At 64.5% G+C, this 16,537-nt stretch carries 18 protein-coding genes and 3 tRNA genes; 15 read left to right on the forward strand and 6 right to left on the reverse strand.

Annotated elements, in window-relative coordinates:
• Nucleotides 1-15 precede the first annotated feature (15 nt).
• From VT84_RS08705 to VT84_RS08715, 3 genes are all read right to left on the reverse strand, one after another.
• Nucleotides 16-693: a ComEA family DNA-binding protein gene (locus tag VT84_RS08705; protein ID WP_052559653.1), complete on the reverse strand. Its 678-nt coding sequence runs from the start codon at nt 691-693 to the stop codon at nt 16-18.
• A gap of 117 nt (nt 694-810) precedes the next feature.
• Nucleotides 811-1,992, reverse strand: a complete 1,182-nt coding sequence (locus VT84_RS08710; protein WP_052559654.1) for an acyl-CoA dehydrogenase family protein — start codon at nt 1,990-1,992, stop codon at nt 811-813.
• Nucleotides 1,993-2,187: 195 nt separating this feature from the next.
• Complete coding sequence (locus VT84_RS08715; RefSeq protein ID WP_052559655.1) at nt 2,188-2,667, reverse strand: MmcQ/YjbR family DNA-binding protein; 480 nt, start codon at nt 2,665-2,667, stop codon at nt 2,188-2,190.
• Nucleotides 2,668-2,860: 193 nt separating this feature from the next.
• Between VT84_RS08715 and VT84_RS08720 the strand changes: the two genes are divergently transcribed.
• The 4 genes from VT84_RS08720 (at nt 2,861) to VT84_RS08735 (ending at nt 7,063) form a co-directional block, all read left to right on the forward strand.
• A complete protein-coding gene (locus VT84_RS08720) occupies nt 2,861-4,096 on the forward strand; it encodes a hypothetical protein (RefSeq protein ID WP_082839234.1) in 1,236 nt (411 codons plus the stop codon).
• A 112-nt stretch (nt 4,097-4,208) separates the two neighbouring features.
• Nucleotides 4,209-4,499 carry a hypothetical protein gene (locus VT84_RS08725; protein ID WP_052551189.1) on the forward strand — a complete coding sequence of 97 codons (291 nt, stop codon included), beginning with the start codon at nt 4,209-4,211 and terminating at the stop codon, nt 4,497-4,499.
• 134 nt (nt 4,500-4,633) lie between these two features.
• Nucleotides 4,634-5,560 (forward strand): hypothetical protein, encoded by a 927-nt coding sequence (locus VT84_RS08730; protein WP_157469072.1) that lies wholly within the window; start codon nt 4,634-4,636, stop codon nt 5,558-5,560.
• A 132-nt stretch (nt 5,561-5,692) separates the two neighbouring features.
• On the forward strand, nt 5,693-7,063 hold the full coding sequence (locus VT84_RS08735) for a hypothetical protein (protein WP_157469330.1): 1,371 nt from the start codon (nt 5,693-5,695) through the stop codon (nt 7,061-7,063).
• 51 nt (nt 7,064-7,114) lie between these two features.
• Here the strand turns inward: VT84_RS08735 and VT84_RS08740 are convergent, their stop codons facing one another.
• Nucleotides 7,115-7,693 carry a hypothetical protein gene (locus VT84_RS08740; RefSeq protein ID WP_082839236.1) on the reverse strand — a complete coding sequence of 193 codons (579 nt, stop codon included), beginning with the start codon at nt 7,691-7,693 and terminating at the stop codon, nt 7,115-7,117.
• 710 nt (nt 7,694-8,403) lie between these two features.
• Nucleotides 8,404-9,579, reverse strand: coding sequence for an alpha-hydroxy acid oxidase (locus tag VT84_RS08750; protein WP_082839238.1), 1,176 nt, complete (start codon nt 9,577-9,579; stop codon nt 8,404-8,406).
• A gap of 387 nt (nt 9,580-9,966) precedes the next feature.
• On the opposite strand from VT84_RS08750, the gene VT84_RS08755 reads away from it, so the two are divergent.
• The 4 genes from VT84_RS08755 (at nt 9,967) to VT84_RS08770 (ending at nt 11,914) form a co-directional block, all read left to right on the forward strand.
• Nucleotides 9,967-10,038, forward strand: a tRNA-Thr gene (locus tag VT84_RS08755).
• A 67-nt stretch (nt 10,039-10,105) separates the two neighbouring features.
• Nucleotides 10,106-10,188 (forward strand) — tRNA-Tyr (locus VT84_RS08760).
• A 181-nt stretch (nt 10,189-10,369) separates the two neighbouring features.
• Nucleotides 10,370-10,441: transfer RNA gene (locus VT84_RS08765), tRNA-Gly, on the forward strand.
• A gap of 150 nt (nt 10,442-10,591) precedes the next feature.
• Nucleotides 10,592-11,914 carry a tyrosine-type recombinase/integrase gene (locus VT84_RS08770; protein ID WP_082839239.1) on the forward strand — a complete coding sequence of 441 codons (1,323 nt, stop codon included), beginning with the start codon at nt 10,592-10,594 and terminating at the stop codon, nt 11,912-11,914.
• A gap of 7 nt (nt 11,915-11,921) precedes the next feature.
• Here the strand turns inward: VT84_RS08770 and VT84_RS08775 are convergent, their stop codons facing one another.
• Entirely contained in the window at nt 11,922-12,224 is a 303-nt protein-coding gene (locus VT84_RS08775) for a hypothetical protein (protein WP_157469332.1), read from the reverse strand.
• A gap of 168 nt (nt 12,225-12,392) precedes the next feature.
• Between VT84_RS08775 and VT84_RS08780 the strand changes: the two genes are divergently transcribed.
• The 7 genes from VT84_RS08780 to VT84_RS08810 all read left to right on the forward strand — a co-directional run bounded on the left by VT84_RS08780 (nt 12,393) and on the right by VT84_RS08810 (nt 16,522).
• Nucleotides 12,393-12,839: a hypothetical protein gene (locus tag VT84_RS08780; RefSeq protein ID WP_082839241.1), complete on the forward strand. Its 447-nt coding sequence runs from the start codon at nt 12,393-12,395 to the stop codon at nt 12,837-12,839.
• Nucleotides 12,840-12,880: 41 nt separating this feature from the next.
• Nucleotides 12,881-13,099 (forward strand): hypothetical protein, encoded by a 219-nt coding sequence (locus VT84_RS08785; RefSeq protein ID WP_082839242.1) that lies wholly within the window; start codon nt 12,881-12,883, stop codon nt 13,097-13,099.
• Between the two features lie 12 nt (nt 13,100-13,111).
• A complete protein-coding gene (locus tag VT84_RS08790; protein WP_082839243.1) occupies nt 13,112-13,819 on the forward strand; it encodes a hypothetical protein in 708 nt (235 codons plus the stop codon).
• 32 nt (nt 13,820-13,851) lie between these two features.
• Nucleotides 13,852-14,082, forward strand: a complete 231-nt coding sequence (locus VT84_RS08795; RefSeq protein ID WP_082839244.1) for a hypothetical protein — start codon at nt 13,852-13,854, stop codon at nt 14,080-14,082.
• Nucleotides 14,083-14,089: 7 nt separating this feature from the next.
• Complete coding sequence (locus tag VT84_RS08800; protein WP_082839245.1) at nt 14,090-14,314, forward strand: hypothetical protein; 225 nt, start codon at nt 14,090-14,092, stop codon at nt 14,312-14,314.
• A gap of 357 nt (nt 14,315-14,671) precedes the next feature.
• Entirely contained in the window at nt 14,672-15,601 is a 930-nt protein-coding gene (locus VT84_RS08805) for a hypothetical protein (protein WP_082839246.1), read from the forward strand.
• A gap of 60 nt (nt 15,602-15,661) precedes the next feature.
• Nucleotides 15,662-16,522: a PD-(D/E)XK nuclease-like domain-containing protein gene (locus tag VT84_RS08810; RefSeq protein WP_082839247.1), complete on the forward strand. Its 861-nt coding sequence runs from the start codon at nt 15,662-15,664 to the stop codon at nt 16,520-16,522.
• Nucleotides 16,523-16,537: the final 15 nt, after the last annotated feature.

The following is a 16,537-nucleotide window of genomic DNA, read 5'->3' on the forward strand; positions in this document are numbered from 1 at the left end:
CCCGTCGGTGAACACTCAATTTACTACGACGAACGGGCGCAGTTTATCGAGCGTCTTTGGCCCGATGCCCTTCACTTTGTCTAGGTCGTTGACGGTCTGGAACGGCGACTGTGTTCGGTGCGCGATGATCGCCTGTGCGATCACGGGGCCGATGCTCGGGAGGCGCTGGAGTTCTTCGTGCTGCGCGGTATTCACGTTGATCGGCGCTTCACCCGGTTGAATCTTCTTCGCGCTAGTCGATGCGGACCGCGGTGCTGGGATTGGCGTGGTCGCGCGAGTCACCGGTGGTGCGGGTGAAGTGGGCGCTTCTGCGAGAGGCCCGTTCGTCTGCGCACCGGTGCGGAAGTGTGCTCGGACCTTCTCGAATGTAATTGGCCCGATGCCGCGCACACTTCTCAGCTCTTCCACAGACTTGTAAGGTCCGTAAAGGTGGCGGTGATCGACGATCGCTTCCGCCATTTTGGGCCCGACACCCGGCACTTGGGCCAGTTCGATTTGGCTGGCCGTGTTCAGGTCGGTGAGATCGACCGCGACGGGTTCCGTTGGCCGCGCCCCGAAGCGGTTGCCGTACCCGCGGATGACGAGCAAGCCGAGCAGAACCGCGAGGAACACGCCGAGTGCCGCTTGTGCGCTACGCGAGGGCGCAGAAGCGCCCGACGCATTCGCAACCGGCGGTAACGAGGCGGTACTCATCGGAGCGGCTCAAGCGGTGCAATCCGCACAACCCCGATAGTCTAATCGCCCGTACAGACCGGTGCTAGTCCCTAAAACGGTCACGCGGCGCGAGTAAATCACAGTACGCGCCCCCTGTTACTTAAACGCTTCCCACTCCTTCCCCAATACCGACGCGGCGATCTTCAGCTTCAGGATTTCGTCGGTGCCCTCGTAGATGCGGCACACGCGAACGTCCGTGAGGTGCCGGCCCGGGCGGTAGAGTGTGCTCCACCCGCGTCCGCCGAACACCTGAACCGCGCGGTCGGCCGCGTCCCAGGCGGCATTCGTCGCGAAGAATTTCGCTTGAGCTGCGAGTAGATCGGCCTGGCGCAGCAGTTCCTTGTCGCCCGGCGCGGCTGCGGAACGGTCCTTCATTTCGGCCGCGCGGAGCACCATTGATTCGCTCGCGACGCGGTCCATTTCGATGTGCGCGATGTGGTCCTGAACGAGTTGGTGCCGGGCGATCTCTTTCCCGTGCTGCTTGCGCATCTTCGAGTATTCGATCGCTTCCGCGAGGCAGTCCTCGATCACGCCCAAACAGCCCGCGGCGACACTGAGCCGGCCGCTCACCAGCGTGCCCAACGCGATCCGGAACCCGTCGCCCTCGGTGCCCAGGAGGTTCTCGGCCGGCACCGCAACGTCGTGCATCTCGAACATCGCGGTGTTGGATGTGGGCATGCCCATTTTCGCGTTCACGGCGAAGCTCTCGGCCTCGAACCCCTTCGCGTCCGTGTCCACAACGAACGCCGAGATGCGTCCCGTGCCGACCTGCCCCTCCGGGTACCCGAACGCGATGACCGCGTGCGCGATCCCGCCGTTAGAAATGAGGTACTTCACACCGTTGAGAACGTAGCCGTCGCCCTTCTTGGTGTAGGTCGTGGTCATTTCGCGGGGATTGCTCCCCGCATCCGGTTCGGTGAGCCCGAACGCGAGAACTTTGTCGCCGCGCGAAGCCGCGGGTAGGTATTTTTGTTTGAGCCGCTCGCTGCCCCACGTCTGGATCGGGTACGCGCCGATGCTGAGGTGCCCCGAGAAGAACGTCCGGACGGTGGTTCCCTCGCGCCCGATGCGCGCGAGTGCCTTGAAGTAGTTCACGGCGTCCGCGCCGCGCCCGCCGTACTCGGGGTGGACGTTCATGCCGAGCAGGTTGTACTTCTTCGCGAGCGGCACGACCTGGTCGTTGAACTTGCGCTCTGCGTAAGCCAGTTCCTCGGCCGGGCGCACCGCCTGGCAGAACGCTTCGGTGTCTTCGGCCAACTTGACGGGATCGAACGCCATGACCGACTCCTCGGGTGGTTCTCCGCCTTAGCGGGGCGGTGGATCGTAGCCCTGACTGAAACCTGGGATCTGATGACCGTAGCGCGATCGATTACACACTATTGCTCGTCCCGTTCGACCTCGCCAGTACCAGAACCCCGGCTCTGAAACTATTATTCGCGGCCCAATTGGGGTGAAAAGCAGAATCGCACGCGGCTATTTCTTCTTTCGCGGTTTCGCGGCAGCCTTTGCTTTGGGTTTCTTGGCGGCTGGGGCTTTTTTCACGGCTGGTGGCGGAGGCGGTGCCAGCGGCGGTTCCGCGCCCCCGAGCCGAGCGTTCAGTGCGAGAACTAGCTTCTTCGGCGCGATTGTGCGGTAGCTCTCCTCGATCCACTCTTCGAGCAGGTCCATCGGCGGATCGTCGGTTGGATGGAACGTGCAGGTGACCCAGCCGCTTTTGCCCAGCCCGTACCCGGTCGGCTGGGCGTACCGCTGTGTGAGTGCGTACCGACCGGAATCGGGCAACTTCATCGTGACCGATAACTTCCCGTCGTTCAGGGCCAGGATCAGGAAGATCTTCGCCTTCACCTTGATCGCCCGGTGCCCCCACGGAAAGTCTTCTGTGGCTCCGGGATAGGTCATCGCCAGGTCGCGGAGCGCGGTTTCGGTCGGCGCGAGCGGGTCGGCATCGGGCATGGGAATCTCCGGGGGACGCGGGGCACCACGATACGATTGCAGAAAATTGCTGACTAATCGACAGGTGGCTGTTCGTCCGATATAATTTCGAGTCTGCCGGGGCTCTCATCGCGCCCTCACTGCGCGCTTCCCTCCGGCCGATCCCGCCGCCTCTTTGGTTTCGCCTCTCCAATTAAGCTGCCGAGGGACGTTCATGCTGCACGCCGCTCTCGCCCTTGCTGCTGTGTTCGTTACCACTACTCCGGCACCGCCGTCGCCTGATCCGAAATCGCTGGCGGTGCCGCAAGAGGAACTGTCGAAGGCCCGCGAACTCGTGCAGAAGCTCGGGAGCGAGACCTTTGTCGACCGCGAAGACGCGGAACACGGTCTGATCGCGATGGGGCGCGCCGCTCGCGCCGCGCTGCAAGACGGGGCGAACAGCGACCCGAACCCCGAGATCCGCGCCCGTTCGCGCTCGATGCTCTCACGGGCCAACGCCCTCGAAATGAAGGCCCGGCTCGACACGTTCCTGGCCGACACCGAGGGTAAATACGAACACGACCTCCCGGGCTGGAACAAGTTACGCTCGGTCGCGCGGGGCGAGTGGTCGATGTTCGGCTGGTCGTGGACCACCCGGGCGGGAACCTCCGTTGACCGCGCCGCGCGCGAACTGTTCGTCGAGCTCCTCAACGCCCCCGGCGGGCGCAAATTGCTCACGGCCCTCGGGTCCGGCACGACCGACTTGGGCGCGGAAATCGCCACGATGAAGCAGGAACTGTACTACGCGAAGTTCCCGCGCGTCGGGGGCGTCGCCCCGCGGAACCCGACCGTGATGGAGGTCGCCGTCCTCATGTTCGCGGACTCGCAGGTTCCTTTTAAGGGCGGCCCCCGGAACAGTCTGTTCGCGAGTGTTTTGACCACCTCTGGTATCGCGCAGGCCGCTCAGGGGACCGACGATCGTGCCCGGGCACTGAAGACGGTGATGACCGCGTGGTTCGATTCGCGCACCGATCCCTATGAGATGTACACGGCCCTTAACCTCGCGACCAACACTCAGAACACCGAGGCCGCGGGGCGCATGGCCGTGCGCCTCCTCGGAACCTCGGGCGCTCCGGCCGCTTACCGAGGCCAGGCGTTCGCGGCCCTCGTTCGGAACAAGTCCAAAGAGCACCTCCCGACGGTCGAAAAACTCATCGGCGACGGCACGGTGATTACCACGATCACCACCAACGTCGGGGGAAACCTGGTTCGCACGACGATCACGGTGGGCGACATGGCCCTGGCCGCGGCCGTGCTCATTACGGAGCAAAAGGTCGAGGATTACGGCATCGAGGACCGTTTTAAGGGGAGTGGGACGGCGTCGATCAGCTACACCCGGTTCAGTATCCCCGAGGACAAGCGGAAGGACGCGGCCGAGAAGTGGAAGACGTGGCGGGAAAAGAATCCATAAGGCGGAGGTCCGCGTCTGAAGTTGTAACCGGCGCGGGTGTAACTAACTTCTCTGGTGGGGTTGGCGGAATTTGGGTAAGTGGGGTGTTCTCGGATGCGAACAGGGATGTTCTATGAGCAAGACCGTCACGATTGAAATCCCCGCCGAAAGCGAAGCGCTAGTCCGGCAGCTATTGGCCGTCCACGAAGAGCTCCAAGCTCTGGCGCTCTCCGCGGCCAACGGCACGGTCTTGGACGCCTGCGAAACGGCGGTCATACCCAAGGGACGCGAACTGACCAAAAACCTCTTGGCCGATGCGGTCACCCGACGCATCCAAGCCGCCGAAAAAAAGGGTCGCCGATCCGAATCTGCGACTGCGGGCGAGCCAAAGAAGACCGCGGGAAAAAGCCCCGGCAGTTCGTGACCACTGTCGGCCCTCTGAACCTCACGCGACACTATTGGCAATGCCGCTGTGGAGCCGAAGGAGCTTACGCAGCCGATGCCGTCATCGGTCTGACGCAGCGATTCAGCACGGTTCTTCAGAAGCATTGCTGTCGTTTGGCTGCCGATGTGTCGTTCGCCAAGACCCGCGAACATCTCCGGGAGTTGCTGGGAGTGAAGTTGGCCCCCGAGACCGCGCGCCAGCTCGTGGGAACGCATGGCCGGGCGATGACGACGTTCCAACCCCAGGATCACGCCACGGCCCAGACGTTTCGCCAAACCCCAGGCGAGATCGAGTTGGCGATTGACGCGGGCAAGGTCAATACCCGCGAAGAAGGCTGGAAAGACCTGAAGATCGCAGTGATTTCCAAGCGTGAGGCCGGCACGGCGGTATCACCCGAGCAGTGGCAGGACGACGAGCGCTTGCCCCCGGCCGGTGCGGTCGTGTCGTTCGCGATGATCGCCAAATCGAAAGTGTTTCGACGCCGTTGGGGTCCGTCGTTGCGTCAGTTGGGTGTGGCGCAGTGGTCGAGCGTCCATGCGTTGGGTGACGGGGCCAGTTGGATTTGGAAGTCGGTCAATCGTGTGCTGCCGGGTTGTCGAGAGACGCTGGACATTTACCACGCCAGTGAGCGGTTGAGCCTTTGTGCGCAGAGGATATTCGGCCAGGGGACCGACGAGGCCCGTGCTGCTTTTGAGCGCGGTCGCGACGTGTTGTTGCGTGAGGGTTGGGGTGGTGTGTGCGTGTGGGTGTCAGAACTGTTGTCCGTCGAGACTCTCGAAGAACGGACACGAAGGCAGAAGGCGACGGAGAAGTTGTTGGGCTACTTCGCCAAGCACACGAATCGTTTGGCGTATCGTGATCGGTTGGCCCGTGGCCAGGCCATCGGCAGCGGTGCGGTGGAAGGACAAGCCAAGACCCTGGGATTGCGTTTGAAAGCCCGAGGTGCTCGCTGGCTCAAGAAGAACGTCCGACCGATGGCGAGCCTGGTCTGCGTGCGGAACTCCATCCAGTGGCAGGCCTATTGGAGCTTGGCGGCATGACCCCAGAGAATTTGGATACACCCACCGGCGCCGGGGCATCCGAATTGTGGTTGGCGCCGGCCCCATTATGCGTCATCTTTGTAAGGTGGCGCTAAACGAGTGAACACACCGAGAGTGCGTTGAGGGCAACACATGCGTCGGCTCCGGATGATGATGCTAGCGTGCGGGGTGTTCGCATCGGTCCCGGCTTTCGGCGCGTCCCCGGACCCGAAGGCTCTTGAAATCCCCGCGCAAGATCTGTCCAAAGCGCGTGAACTCGTTCGCCGGATGGGGAACGAGAACTACCGCGACCGCGAGGACGCGCAGGGCGAACTCGCCAAGATGGGCCGGTCCGCCAAACAAGCGCTCGTTGAGGCCACGACTACCGAGACGGACCCGGAGATCCGCGCTCGCGCGACCCGGTTGTTGCCGAAGGCCGAGGCCGACGACCTGAAGGCCCGCGTCGACACGTTCCTTGAGGACAAGGACGGAAAGTTCGATCACGACCTGCCCGGTCTGAAGATGTTCCGTAAGAACCTGGGCGCCACCCCGAAGGCCCGCGAGCTTTACGTCGAGATCCTCAAGTCGCCGTACAACCTGGAAATGTTCGCCGCAATGGACCGCGGGTCCGTCGAAGGTGGGCGGGCCGTCTCCGACCGGCGGAACAACCTGTTCAGCGACATGATCCAACGAAACGGTTTCGGCGGCGCGCGGCCCACGCCCCCGAAGCAGCCGAGCCTGGCGGACATCGCCGCGGTGCTGCTCGGCGAGTGCGAGATCCCCCACGAACTCATCCCGCGGACCACCATTCAGTGGAACCAGGTGAGCGGCGTGACCCTGCTTCAGCAGAGCGGCGCCGCGATGACCGCGCTGAACGGTACCGGGGCGCACGCCGAGATCTTTAAAACCGTCGTCGGCAAGTGGCTCGGAACCCGCGACGACCCGCAGGACCTGGCCCAACTCGTTTACCTGCTCAGCAACGGCAACCTGAAACAGTTCCCGGAATCGGCTACGCTGCTCCGGCGCATCACGCTGCTCGATACGGTTCCCGGGTACGCCAAGGGGCAGGCGCTGATTTACCTGATCCAACAGCGCGCCAAAGAGGAGGCGCCGCTACTCAAAGCGATCATGAAGAACGAGGTGCGCGTGGGTGACTACCCGGGCGTGTTCAAGAAGGGCGAGAACCCCGACAAACTGACCACGGTGGGCAGCGACGGGATGGTGACGCAGGTCTGGTTCCAGCGGAACCTCAACGGCGGTGTTGCGGACACGCACACGGTCACCCTGCGCGACGTCGCGTTCGCGTTCCTGATTACACAGTCCGGGCAAAACATGAAGGATTATGGGTTCGAGACCCAGCCGAACTCGAACTTCACCCCGACCCCCGCCGGGCTGGGCCAGTACGCCTTCACGTCCGAGGAGAAGCGCTCGGCCGCGTTCGTCAAATTCGGCTGGTACCAACTGAAGGACAACCTGAAGCGCCCCGCGAAGGATCTCATTCTGCCGATCAAACCCGGCAAATGAAAGTGACCCGAAGGTGCAAACGTGACGGCCGCCCACTTGAGGCGGCCGTTATCATTTCCCGCGTAGCTCGGTACTCGACACATCGGCCCGGAAATCGGCCTCGGTTAACGGAACGAACAGGTCCGCGAATTCCGCGAGTAGGAACCCGTCGTCCCACACGCGGAACGTGCCGGTCGCGTCCATGCGCCCACCGACCACGAGCCGGCACCCGCGGGCCTGGAGTTTGCGGAGCGCCGCGTCGCGCCCGTGTTCCCCACCGTAATACTTCGGATCGACCACACGGACCGCGGTGTCCCACCCCAACACGAACGCGGCCCCCGGGAACAGGTCCGCCTTCTTCTCGAACGCCGCAGCGCGCGTGACCCACACCGGGGCGACGTCCGCGAACTGCGATACCCGGCGCTCCACTTCCTCGCGCGGCAACTCCGGCTTGTCCGCGTTGGTGATCGACAACTCGAAATGAACTTCGGTCCCGAGGCGCCGCGCCGCGACCGCGGCCAAGCCGGTGTGCCCGTGGTGTAGCGGGTTAAACGACCCGGGCATGATCGCGAGTGGGCGCGGGTTCACACGCACGACGCTCGCTGATTCGACGCACGCGATCGAACGCGATGTGAAGAGATCCCAGAACATGACGACGGCTGGTAAAGAGTACGATAGTCTTGGTGAGATTGGAGGTATTTATATAATTAATAGTATATTATTGCAAAAATTATAAGGGAGGCGGCGGCCAACAAGGACAGAGGCGAACGGCCGGCATTGTACCCAATGCTGTTCGGCTCGACGTTTGTCCAGAGCGGTGTTACCCTTCTTGTACCGCTGGTCGAGGTAGTCTCGAAGTTCGTCGCCCTCAACCCACTTCTGGACGCCCAAGGTGAGGACCCAGAACTCGGTACCGGTGACGGGCCGCCCACCGCTTCGGCGAGCCGCACGCATGCGATCGCGTTGGGCTGGCCCGGCATGAGGCGCCTCAACCCGAGTGCCTATTTGAGGAACCGGAAGAACAACGCGATCGATCGCGTTGAACAGGGCGTCGCGCTCGTACCCGCGTCCGCGACGTGCACGCATTCGGGTGTAACAGAGCCAGCAGGTGCAGAGCGCGTAGTGCGAGTATCGGAGCGCACGGTTCCGTTCGGTCCCGTGTCCTTGAGCAACTCGAACAACCGGCACGCTCGGGCGCGACGGATCACGTTTTCCGCTGGTGACCGGTCCGCGCCCGCCGTGCCCATGAGCGCCTCTCCACTTGGGCCACGTGGTGCTGCTATGCGGGTCCACGAACGCAACTTTCGAGCCGAACAGCATTGGGCTTACACCGGCCGTTCGCCTCGACGCCAACGGCGCGATCACGCGGTCGGTAGGGTTTCGCCGGGCTTCCGCAGCAGGTGCTGGCGCAGGTCCGCGACGCGGTGGCAGCACAGTTGCTCCATCACCTGCTTCAACTGGACCTTCAGCATGGCGATCGCGTGCTGACCGCCGGCCCGACCGAGGGCCGCGACCGAGTACATGAACGTCCGGCCCAGGAACGTGAAATCGGCGTCGCACGCCAGCGCGCGGGCGATGTCCGGTCCGCTCCGCAGCCCGCTGTCGATCATGATCCGGAGTTTACCGCGGTACTTCGCCGCAATCGGGGCCAGCGAGCGGATCGTCGATTCGCCCGCGTCCACCTGGCGCCCGCCGTGGTTCGACACGATGATCCCGTCGAGCCCGAGCCGGACCGCGGTTTCCGTGTCTTCCTCGCTCGCCACGCCCTTGAGCACCAGGTTGCCCTTCCAGCGGTCGCGGATCGGGGCGATCTTGGCCTCGTTCAGGCGCCCGGAGAACGTCGCGTTCATGTACGCGCCGAGCTGCTTCATGTTCAGGCCCTTGGGCATGTACTTCACCATCGTGGCGAAGTTCGGCGTGCCCTGTAGCAGCGTCCGCACCGCCCAGCTCGGGCGCCCGAAAATCTGGAGGATGTTGCGGAGCGTCATCCGCGGGGGCATCGCCAGCCCGTTACGGATGTCGCGCGGGCGGAAGCCGAACGTCGGGACGTCGCACAGCAGGACCAGCGTCTTGCACCCGGCGGCCTCGGCCCGGTTCAGGATATCGTCGCGGATCGCGTTGTCCGCGGGGTGGTAGAGCTGGTACCAGAACCGCCCGCCGGTGATCTCGCCGATCCGCTCGATGCTCGCCGTGGTGACGGTGCTGAGGACGAACGGGACGTTGTGCTCGGCGGCGGCGCGCGCGAGGATCTCCGGTGCGCCCGGCCAGATCAGCCCCTGGAGCCCGATCGGGGCGATGCCGAACGGGGCGTCGTACTCGTGGCCGAACAGCTCGGTCTTCAGGTTCGATGTGGTGTGCGGCGTCAGGTACAGCGGTTTCAGTTCGACCCGGCGCAGGTCGTCCGTGTTCTTGAACAGGTTCACGTCCTCGTTGCACCCGCCGTCGAGGTACTCGAACGCGAACCGCGGGGTCCGTTGTCGTGCGCGCTCGCGCAGGTCGTCGATCCCGGGGTAACTCGTGTGGTAGCTGAGATTCATGGGTCCGATGGCGTGGGAGATTCGGATTCCGGTGGGCCGGCACACGGTTCGCGCCGGGTCGCACAGCTAAACGTACAACTCTACCGTCGGAAGGGCATTCGGGCCGCGCGTTTCGGGTGCGAAGCGGGGCGCGGCCGGTGCCGGCGCTGAAGGGAAGGGCGGAGCCCGGGAATGGCTTCTGTGGTTTCTGAGACTTGTTCGCGAACCCGGGCGCTATAGAATCGGTCTTAGACACGACCGCCGCTTCTCGAAAGCGGTCGTTGGTTCGGGCCGCGTGGTGTTGATCTTCACGCGGCCGTTCCCGAGAATAGTGAGTGTCCTGGCGGGTGTTGGGCCGCGGAGCTGAAACACCAGATGTCTGCGAGGTACTTGGAAATAAGGCGTTCCGCTCGCGTAGCTCAGTGGTAGAGCAGCGGTTTTGTAAACCGCTGGTCGTGGGTTCAACTCCCTCCGCGAGCTTTTCACTGCTGGGATCGGTTCATACAATCGAGAGTGCTTGTAAAAGAGAATGGTGACGGTGATTCACGGGTAGGTGGCAGAGTGGTCAATTGCACCAGACTGTAAATCTGGCTCCTTCGGGATTCGGGGGTTCAAATCCCTCCCTACCCACTGATCGAACGCGGAGTGCGGATCGTAGATCGCGGAGTGAGAGCGTGAGCCGCGAGAGTTTGAAGCGAAAAGTGAAAGTGACCAGGCGAAGGCGAGGAGAGTGAATGGGCTTGCGGCGGTATGCTGGGTAGCTTTGGTATCTTGTTCCGCGTTTCTGACTCCGAGCTTCGCGATCCTTCGTGCGGGTGTAGCTCAGCGGTAGAGCTCTTGCCTTCCAAGCAAGATGTCGAGGGTTCAAATCCCTTCGCCCGCTCTCCGCAAATGCCCTGGGAATCCCAGGGTATTTGCATTTCACCTCTTATTTTTACCGCACGCCGCAAAACGTGCGGCCGCACAGATTCCACTTTAGCTCGCGCGAGACGCCTTCCCGGGCCGATATTCCCCATCGAACCGGAGGAACGTCATGCCCTACCCGTCCCACGACCTTACTCACGCGGGCCGCACGCAATCAATTGCGGCCTGGTCCCGCGAAACCCGCATCCCCGCAGCCACGATCCGGAGCCGGATTTTCCGGTTCAAGTGGCCCGTCGACCGCGCCCTAACCACGCCACCGAACCGGAAATTGGCACGGGGCGGGCGAAAAAAATCCGGATCGGTTCGGGCGTGCCCGGAGATGAAAGAGCACGCCGACGGCCGGGCGTACTGTCGGTGGTCGGAAAAAGGGCAGGCGAAATGGCGCACGTTCGGGAAGTGGGGGAGCAACGAGGCCAAGCTCGAGTACCGGCGGTTCGCGCTCGACTGGGCGAACCGGCAGGGCGGCGAAGTAAACGCGCCCGGGGGTAAAGCGGAGCCGAAGATCGGCGACCTGATTAGCGCCTGGCTCGCCCACTGCGAGCGCACGTACCGGAAGTACGGGAAGCCCACATCGGAACTCTACTGCAACCGGGCCGCGCTCTTGCCGCTCGCCGAGCTATTCGGGGACGAACCGGCCCGCGAGTTCACCGCGCCCAAACTGCGCACCGTGCGCGAGGCCATGATCGACCGCGAGTGGGTGCGGCCGACGATCAACGCCCACGTAAAGCGGATCATCCGCGCGTTCGCGTGGGCCGCAACGGAACTCATGGTCCCGGCCGCGGTACACACCGCGATCGCCCTCGTGGAGCCGATCGCGGCGGGGCGCCGGGACGAAGTGGAGGAGGGGGAGGGCGTCGACCCGGCGCCCCGCGAAGATGTGGACGCGGTCCTGGTCGGCACACACCTGCACCGCGATCCAGGGCGCCGCGCGGTACTCGCCGCCCTGATCCGGGTCCAACTACTGGGGAACATGCGGCCCGGGGAGGCGTGCTCGCTCGCGGCCGATCAGATCGACCGCCGGAAATCCCCGTGGCGGTGCGTGGTGACGGACTTCAACAAGATGCTGCACCGGAACACGACCCGCGTCGTCTTCTTCGGACCGCAGGCCCGGGCGATACTGGCCCCGCTCATTGAGGAGCACCCGAGCGGCCCGGTCTTCGTGCTGCCGCCGGCTCGTAAGGGCGCGAGCCCGACCCCGGTCACGCCGCAGCGGTACCGCTACTACGTCCAGCAGGCGTGCGAATCGGCGGGCGTCACGTACTGGGCGCCGAACCAGTTGCGGCACACGCGCGCCACGGAGCTGATGGACACCTACGAGAGCGACCAGGCGACCGCGGCCGCACTGGGCAACTCGCCCGAAGTGGCGCGGCAGGTGTACGCGGACCGGGCCGGGGAATCGGTCGCGCGCCGGATCGCCGAAGCGACGGGGTGAGCGCCGGCTACCCTTCTTTGGGCGGCCCCTTTTTGATCTTCTTGCCGCTCCCCCTCACGTTCGTGCCCGAGTCCTTGCTCTCTTCCGCCTGAAGCTCGGTGAGTAGCGCGGGCCAGTCCACCGGCGGCTGGCCCGCTGCCCATTTCTCAATCAACTCGATGACGATGTCCGTCTCCTCGACCTTGAGCCCGTCCCCTTTGCGCGCCTTGGCCGCTTGGCGGTAAAGGAACTTCGCCAGGTGTGGGGGAACGAAGAGCTTGCAGGGCAAAGGCTCCCCTTTGTCGTCGTAGCGCACGCGCGGTCTAGGCATGGGGGAGATTTTGGGTCAACCGGCCAATCCGGGTCAATCTGAACAGACCAAAAAAGCCGAATAATTCACTGTTTAGGTCGATGAAAAGCCTTTGATATTCTCTCAAGGTGCTGATATAGGCCAAACGATATGGAATACTGACAGCACACGACACACAGAGGGTTACGGATGAAGAGCCAAAAAGAGCCGGAGGAGATGGTGGAGTTGACGCCAGCTCAAATGGCCCGGGCCTGGCAGCTTCCGGACGAGGACGGGGGCGTTCTGACGGGATCGTTCGTCCGCATCCCGGCCCGAAAGGTCAAGGAGTGGGAGACCCGGACCGGGCCGCTCGATGTGACGTTCGGTGACATCTCGCTTGTGACTGGGATTCCGGTCCACACCCTCCACTCGTGGAGAAAAAAGGGGCTGCTTCGGGTTCGGGTGTTTTCACCCAGCCATGCCGACGGGCTTCGAGTCGCACCGGCAGAGCTTATTCGGCTCCTTCGGAAGATGGCCGCGGACCGGAATTGCACCACGGAAGTCGTAGAGACGGTCGCCCAGTCGCGGGCGCGCGGCCATAGCGCCAAGCGAGACGCAATCATCGCGTGCGGCGGCACGCCCAAAGACACCGACTGAGCCTCGACCGATCGCCCGACCCCAGGAAAGGAGCCCGCACCATGCGCGTACACGGCGAGAACGAACACGGCGGCGACGCGACGGAATTTTGCACCTCGCTGACCATCACGGCCGGGAGCGACGTGCGGTTCCACAGCCAGCGCAAGTTGGCCACGCTCCTCCGCGTGCTGAGCGACCGCGAGACGCGCGACCGGCTGATCGAAGCGGCGGAAAGCATCGAGGCGGGTAAAGCGGCGGAACTGGAACCGGCCTTTAGCTAAGGAGGGCGAACCGTGGCGAAGAAAACGTCTCCCCCGACCGCTCTGCTCGAACTCGTGTGGGCGAACTGCCAGAGCGAAACGAGCCACTCGTGGGAGCGGCTCAACACCGCGATGCGGAAGGCGCTCGCCCTCACCATTGGGGCCGGGTTCGCCTTCACAAAGACGGACTTCGAGGGGCTCGCGAAGTTCCGGCACAGTTACTGGATCGGGGCCGACGGGGAGTGGGTCTACTCGATGGCCGTCGCCGAAGGCAACTACTCTGCGGCCGCGGCCTTCGAGGAATATATGGGGCGCCCGCCGATCATCGCGGACAAGGTGAGCCCCGCCGAGCGCCATGACAGTTACGCCCACTTGAGCGGCGACCGGACCAGCGAACGGCTGCACGTCGGGTGCTCGTTCGAGTGGCGCGGCGAGCGGGTGAAGGTCACGAGTTTCAACGACAAGGGCGCGGCGATCGCGTGTTCGTACCACCCTGCGGAGGGAAATGGCGAGTACGAACGCAAGGTGAAAAGGCGGTACGCGATCACCCGCGAACTCGTGATCCTGGACCGAGCCGAGCGGAAACAACGGGACGCGATCACGAAGGATCTGATCGCGAACAAGAACGACAAGATCGATTACGCGAAAGCGTTCGGCGTGAAGACCATGAGCGAACTCCGCGCGATCCCGTTCGCCCGGTTCGTCAAAATCGCCGAGCGGCTCAAGAAGCAAGCGGCCTAACCACCGGTACCGGAAGTTACGGAGGGCGACCCGTGGTCGTGTTGAATTCGCTGGCCGAGGCCCGCGCGCACTTGGACCAGAACCCGCGCGTGTGGCCCTTCATTATGGCCGTCTCGCTCGGGCAGATCGGGCTCGGGCCGGCGGCAACCGAATTCGGAATGGATGCCGACGACTTCGCGAAGCTGCACCAGGCGGCGCGCGAGAAGTGCGACGCGGTGGTCGCGGCGCACGCCGAACGGGTCAAGGGCCGCAAAGCGGCGTGAGGGCGACGTGGCGACCAAACAAAAAGCGCGCGGGTACACGAGCGCCCAACTCAAGCGATTCTCCCGCAACCCCGACGTGCGCGCGGTGCTCGTGCTGTACGCGGTCGGCGAACTCAACACACGGGACCGCGACCGATTGTTGTTCCGGTTCGGCGTGACGGACCTACAGCCGACCGAAGCGAGCGCGATTCAAGACATGATGTTGCAGGGTTTTCGCAAGACGATCGAGTGAATCGCGGCGGGAGTAGCCACGGGAGAGAGCGTGGCGAACCTCGCTCCGGCAGTGTGGCCCCGAGCTGTGCGAGATCGATCGGGGCGCCGAATCACAACGGGGCGGGCCGAGGGGAAAGGCGGCCCGCTCAGGTCGCGAGCGGTGTGGCCCCGAGCCGTGTGAGTTAATCGGGGCGTTGGTTCAGGTGCGGGCACGGTGACCCGTTCAGCAACAGTCCTGCCGCTGGCGGTTCAAAACCGCATCAACCATCTGCTTGCGGGGTGGGGGTACTGGTGAGTGCGGGCAGGATCACTACCCCGTTCGACTCGGGGCTGAGCCAGTAGCAGGCTAATTCTTTTCACACTTAGGAGTTCGAGCATGGTAGCCCCTGCGAACAGCGGGCCAGCGGAGCCGCGCGCGCCCGTGGCCCTCCCCGCCCCGACCGAGATCTACCGCGCCGGCGACTTCGTGCGGTTCCGCTCGCTGTCGGTAGTGTCTTCGGCGCTCGCGCAGTTTATCGGCGCGCTGGGCGACCGGGCCGCGTTCCCGATCGTCGCCGTGGTCGAGACGAACGAGCTGTTCGGCTTCAGCGTGCGGTACCAGTTGGTCGTCGCGGGAATGGTCATCGAGGTGAACCCGGCGCTCGTCGTGCGGGCCGAACCGATTGGTGGCGCGCCACCCGCTGCGAAGGTCGCACCCACGGCACCGAAACAGCCCTCCGCCGCAACTCCCGACGCCGACCCGGAGAGCATTTTCTCGCCACCGACTAACCCGGCCCCGTCGGTCTCGGACAGCACCGACGAGTTCCTCACGCTCGAACAAGACCCGCACGCGGCGGCCGACCGCGCGGGCATCACGTGGCACCAAACGAGTGCGATTCGGAAGACGAGCGCCAACGGCCGGTTCGAGATCGTCGCCACCTCCGGCGCCTACTACATCGCAACGGACCACTGGACCGGCGAGTCCACCGGCCCCCTCGCGAACGAGTCCTCGGCCCTCGACTGGTGCCGGGGGCGGCTCGAAACCAACCGGTTGCGATGGGTGCGGGAAGGAGCCGACGGCGGCTGGGTCGGTTACGGCGACGCGGGCGCGGAGTGGCGCGTGTTTCGCGCCGTTCTGAACAGCGCCGTCTTCCGGGCCACGGATTCGCGCCTCGGACTCGGCGATCCGATGGCCCCGATTCGCTCGTCGCCCGACTTCCTCTCGCTCGACGCGGCCAAGGCGTGGTGCGAGGTCCGGGCCACGTGCGTGGTCGAGGCCGGCGGCGCGCTCCGGTACGACCCGGCGGCCACGATCATCCCGTTCTGATTCCCGCAGCTACCGCGACCCCGGCCAGGGACGGCCCGGGCGCCTTTCACCGGAGCAGCCATGAACCCGCCGTGCATCGTCGACATGACCGCCGCTGAGTACCACCGTGACCCCTGTCCGTCACCCTCGCTATCGGCCTCGATCGCCAAAGTGCTCCTCAACGAGAGCCCGCTGCACGCCTGGCTCAAGCACCCGAAGTTCGGCGGGTTGCGGGGCGAGGCGACCGAGGAAATGGACAGCGGAACCATCGTTCACGAGATGCTGCTCGGCAAGGGGCCGGTGGTCGAGGTGCTCCACTTCAAGGACTACCGCACCGACGCGGCGAAGGCCGCCCGCGACGCGGCCCGCGCCGAGGGGCTGATTCCCGTCCTCGTGCACAAGTACGAGAGCCTCGCGGCGATCGCTCGCGATCTGGTCACGGAGATCCAACTGGCCGGGTTCGACCTGGCCGGGTTCCGCACCGAGGCCCCGGTGTTCTGGTACGAGGAGACGGGCCTCGGACCGGTCCTGTGCCGCGGGATGATGGACGCCGTCCGCATCCAGGCGGGCGCGATCCTGGACCTCAAGAACACGTGCGCGGACCCGAAGAAGTTCGCGAAGAAGGCCATCGACTTCGGTTACGACATCCAGTTCGCCGCGTACACGTCCGCGCTCCGCAAGCTCAACCCGGAAATCGCCGGGCGCGAGGATTTCGTGTGGTTGCTCGCGGAGGAGCTGCCCGAGGGCGCGCCGAAGCGGGTCGCGCTCACCGTGGCGCGGCCCGACGGCACGCTCCGCGAGCACGGGCGCAGCCGGTGGAAGCGCGCGTGCGAGCTGTGGGCGAAGTGCCTGCAAACGGGCCACTGGCCCGCGTATGCGACGGAACCGGTTCAGATCGAGGCCCCGGTGTGGGCTTTGAAAGAAGAACTCGGCACCGAGTAGCGCACGCCAAAAACT

The sequence above is a fragment of the Gemmata sp. SH-PL17 genome (assembly GCF_001610855.1).
Lineage (GTDB): Bacteria > Planctomycetota > Planctomycetia > Gemmatales > Gemmataceae > Gemmata > Gemmata massiliana.

Excerpts from the sequence above, each read along its gene's own strand:
- VT84_RS08705 (WP_052559653.1), bottom strand. The coding sequence starts at position 693 with ATGAGTACCGCCTCGTTACCGCCGGTTGCGAATGCGTCGGGCGCTTCT.
- VT84_RS08710 (WP_052559654.1), bottom strand. The coding sequence starts at position 1,992 with ATGGCGTTCGATCCCGTCAAGTTGGCCGAAGACACCGAAGCGTTCTGC.
- VT84_RS08715 (WP_052559655.1), bottom strand. The coding sequence starts at position 2,667 with ATGCCCGATGCCGACCCGCTCGCGCCGACCGAAACCGCGCTCCGCGAC.
- VT84_RS08720 (WP_082839234.1), top strand. The coding sequence starts at position 2,861 with ATGCTGCACGCCGCTCTCGCCCTTGCTGCTGTGTTCGTTACCACTACT.
- VT84_RS08725 (WP_052551189.1), top strand. The coding sequence starts at position 4,209 with ATGAGCAAGACCGTCACGATTGAAATCCCCGCCGAAAGCGAAGCGCTA.
- VT84_RS08735 (WP_157469330.1), top strand. The coding sequence starts at position 5,693 with ATGCGTCGGCTCCGGATGATGATGCTAGCGTGCGGGGTGTTCGCATCG.
- VT84_RS08740 (WP_082839236.1), bottom strand. The coding sequence starts at position 7,693 with ATGTTCTGGGATCTCTTCACATCGCGTTCGATCGCGTGCGTCGAATCA.
- VT84_RS08750 (WP_082839238.1), bottom strand. The coding sequence starts at position 9,579 with ATGAATCTCAGCTACCACACGAGTTACCCCGGGATCGACGACCTGCGC.
- VT84_RS08770 (WP_082839239.1), top strand. The coding sequence starts at position 10,592 with ATGCCCTACCCGTCCCACGACCTTACTCACGCGGGCCGCACGCAATCA.
- VT84_RS08775 (WP_157469332.1), bottom strand. The coding sequence starts at position 12,224 with ATGCCTAGACCGCGCGTGCGCTACGACGACAAAGGGGAGCCTTTGCCC.
- VT84_RS08780 (WP_082839241.1), top strand. The coding sequence starts at position 12,393 with ATGAAGAGCCAAAAAGAGCCGGAGGAGATGGTGGAGTTGACGCCAGCT.
- VT84_RS08785 (WP_082839242.1), top strand. The coding sequence starts at position 12,881 with ATGCGCGTACACGGCGAGAACGAACACGGCGGCGACGCGACGGAATTT.
- VT84_RS08805 (WP_082839246.1), top strand. The coding sequence starts at position 14,672 with ATGGTAGCCCCTGCGAACAGCGGGCCAGCGGAGCCGCGCGCGCCCGTG.
- VT84_RS08810 (WP_082839247.1), top strand. The coding sequence starts at position 15,662 with ATGAACCCGCCGTGCATCGTCGACATGACCGCCGCTGAGTACCACCGT.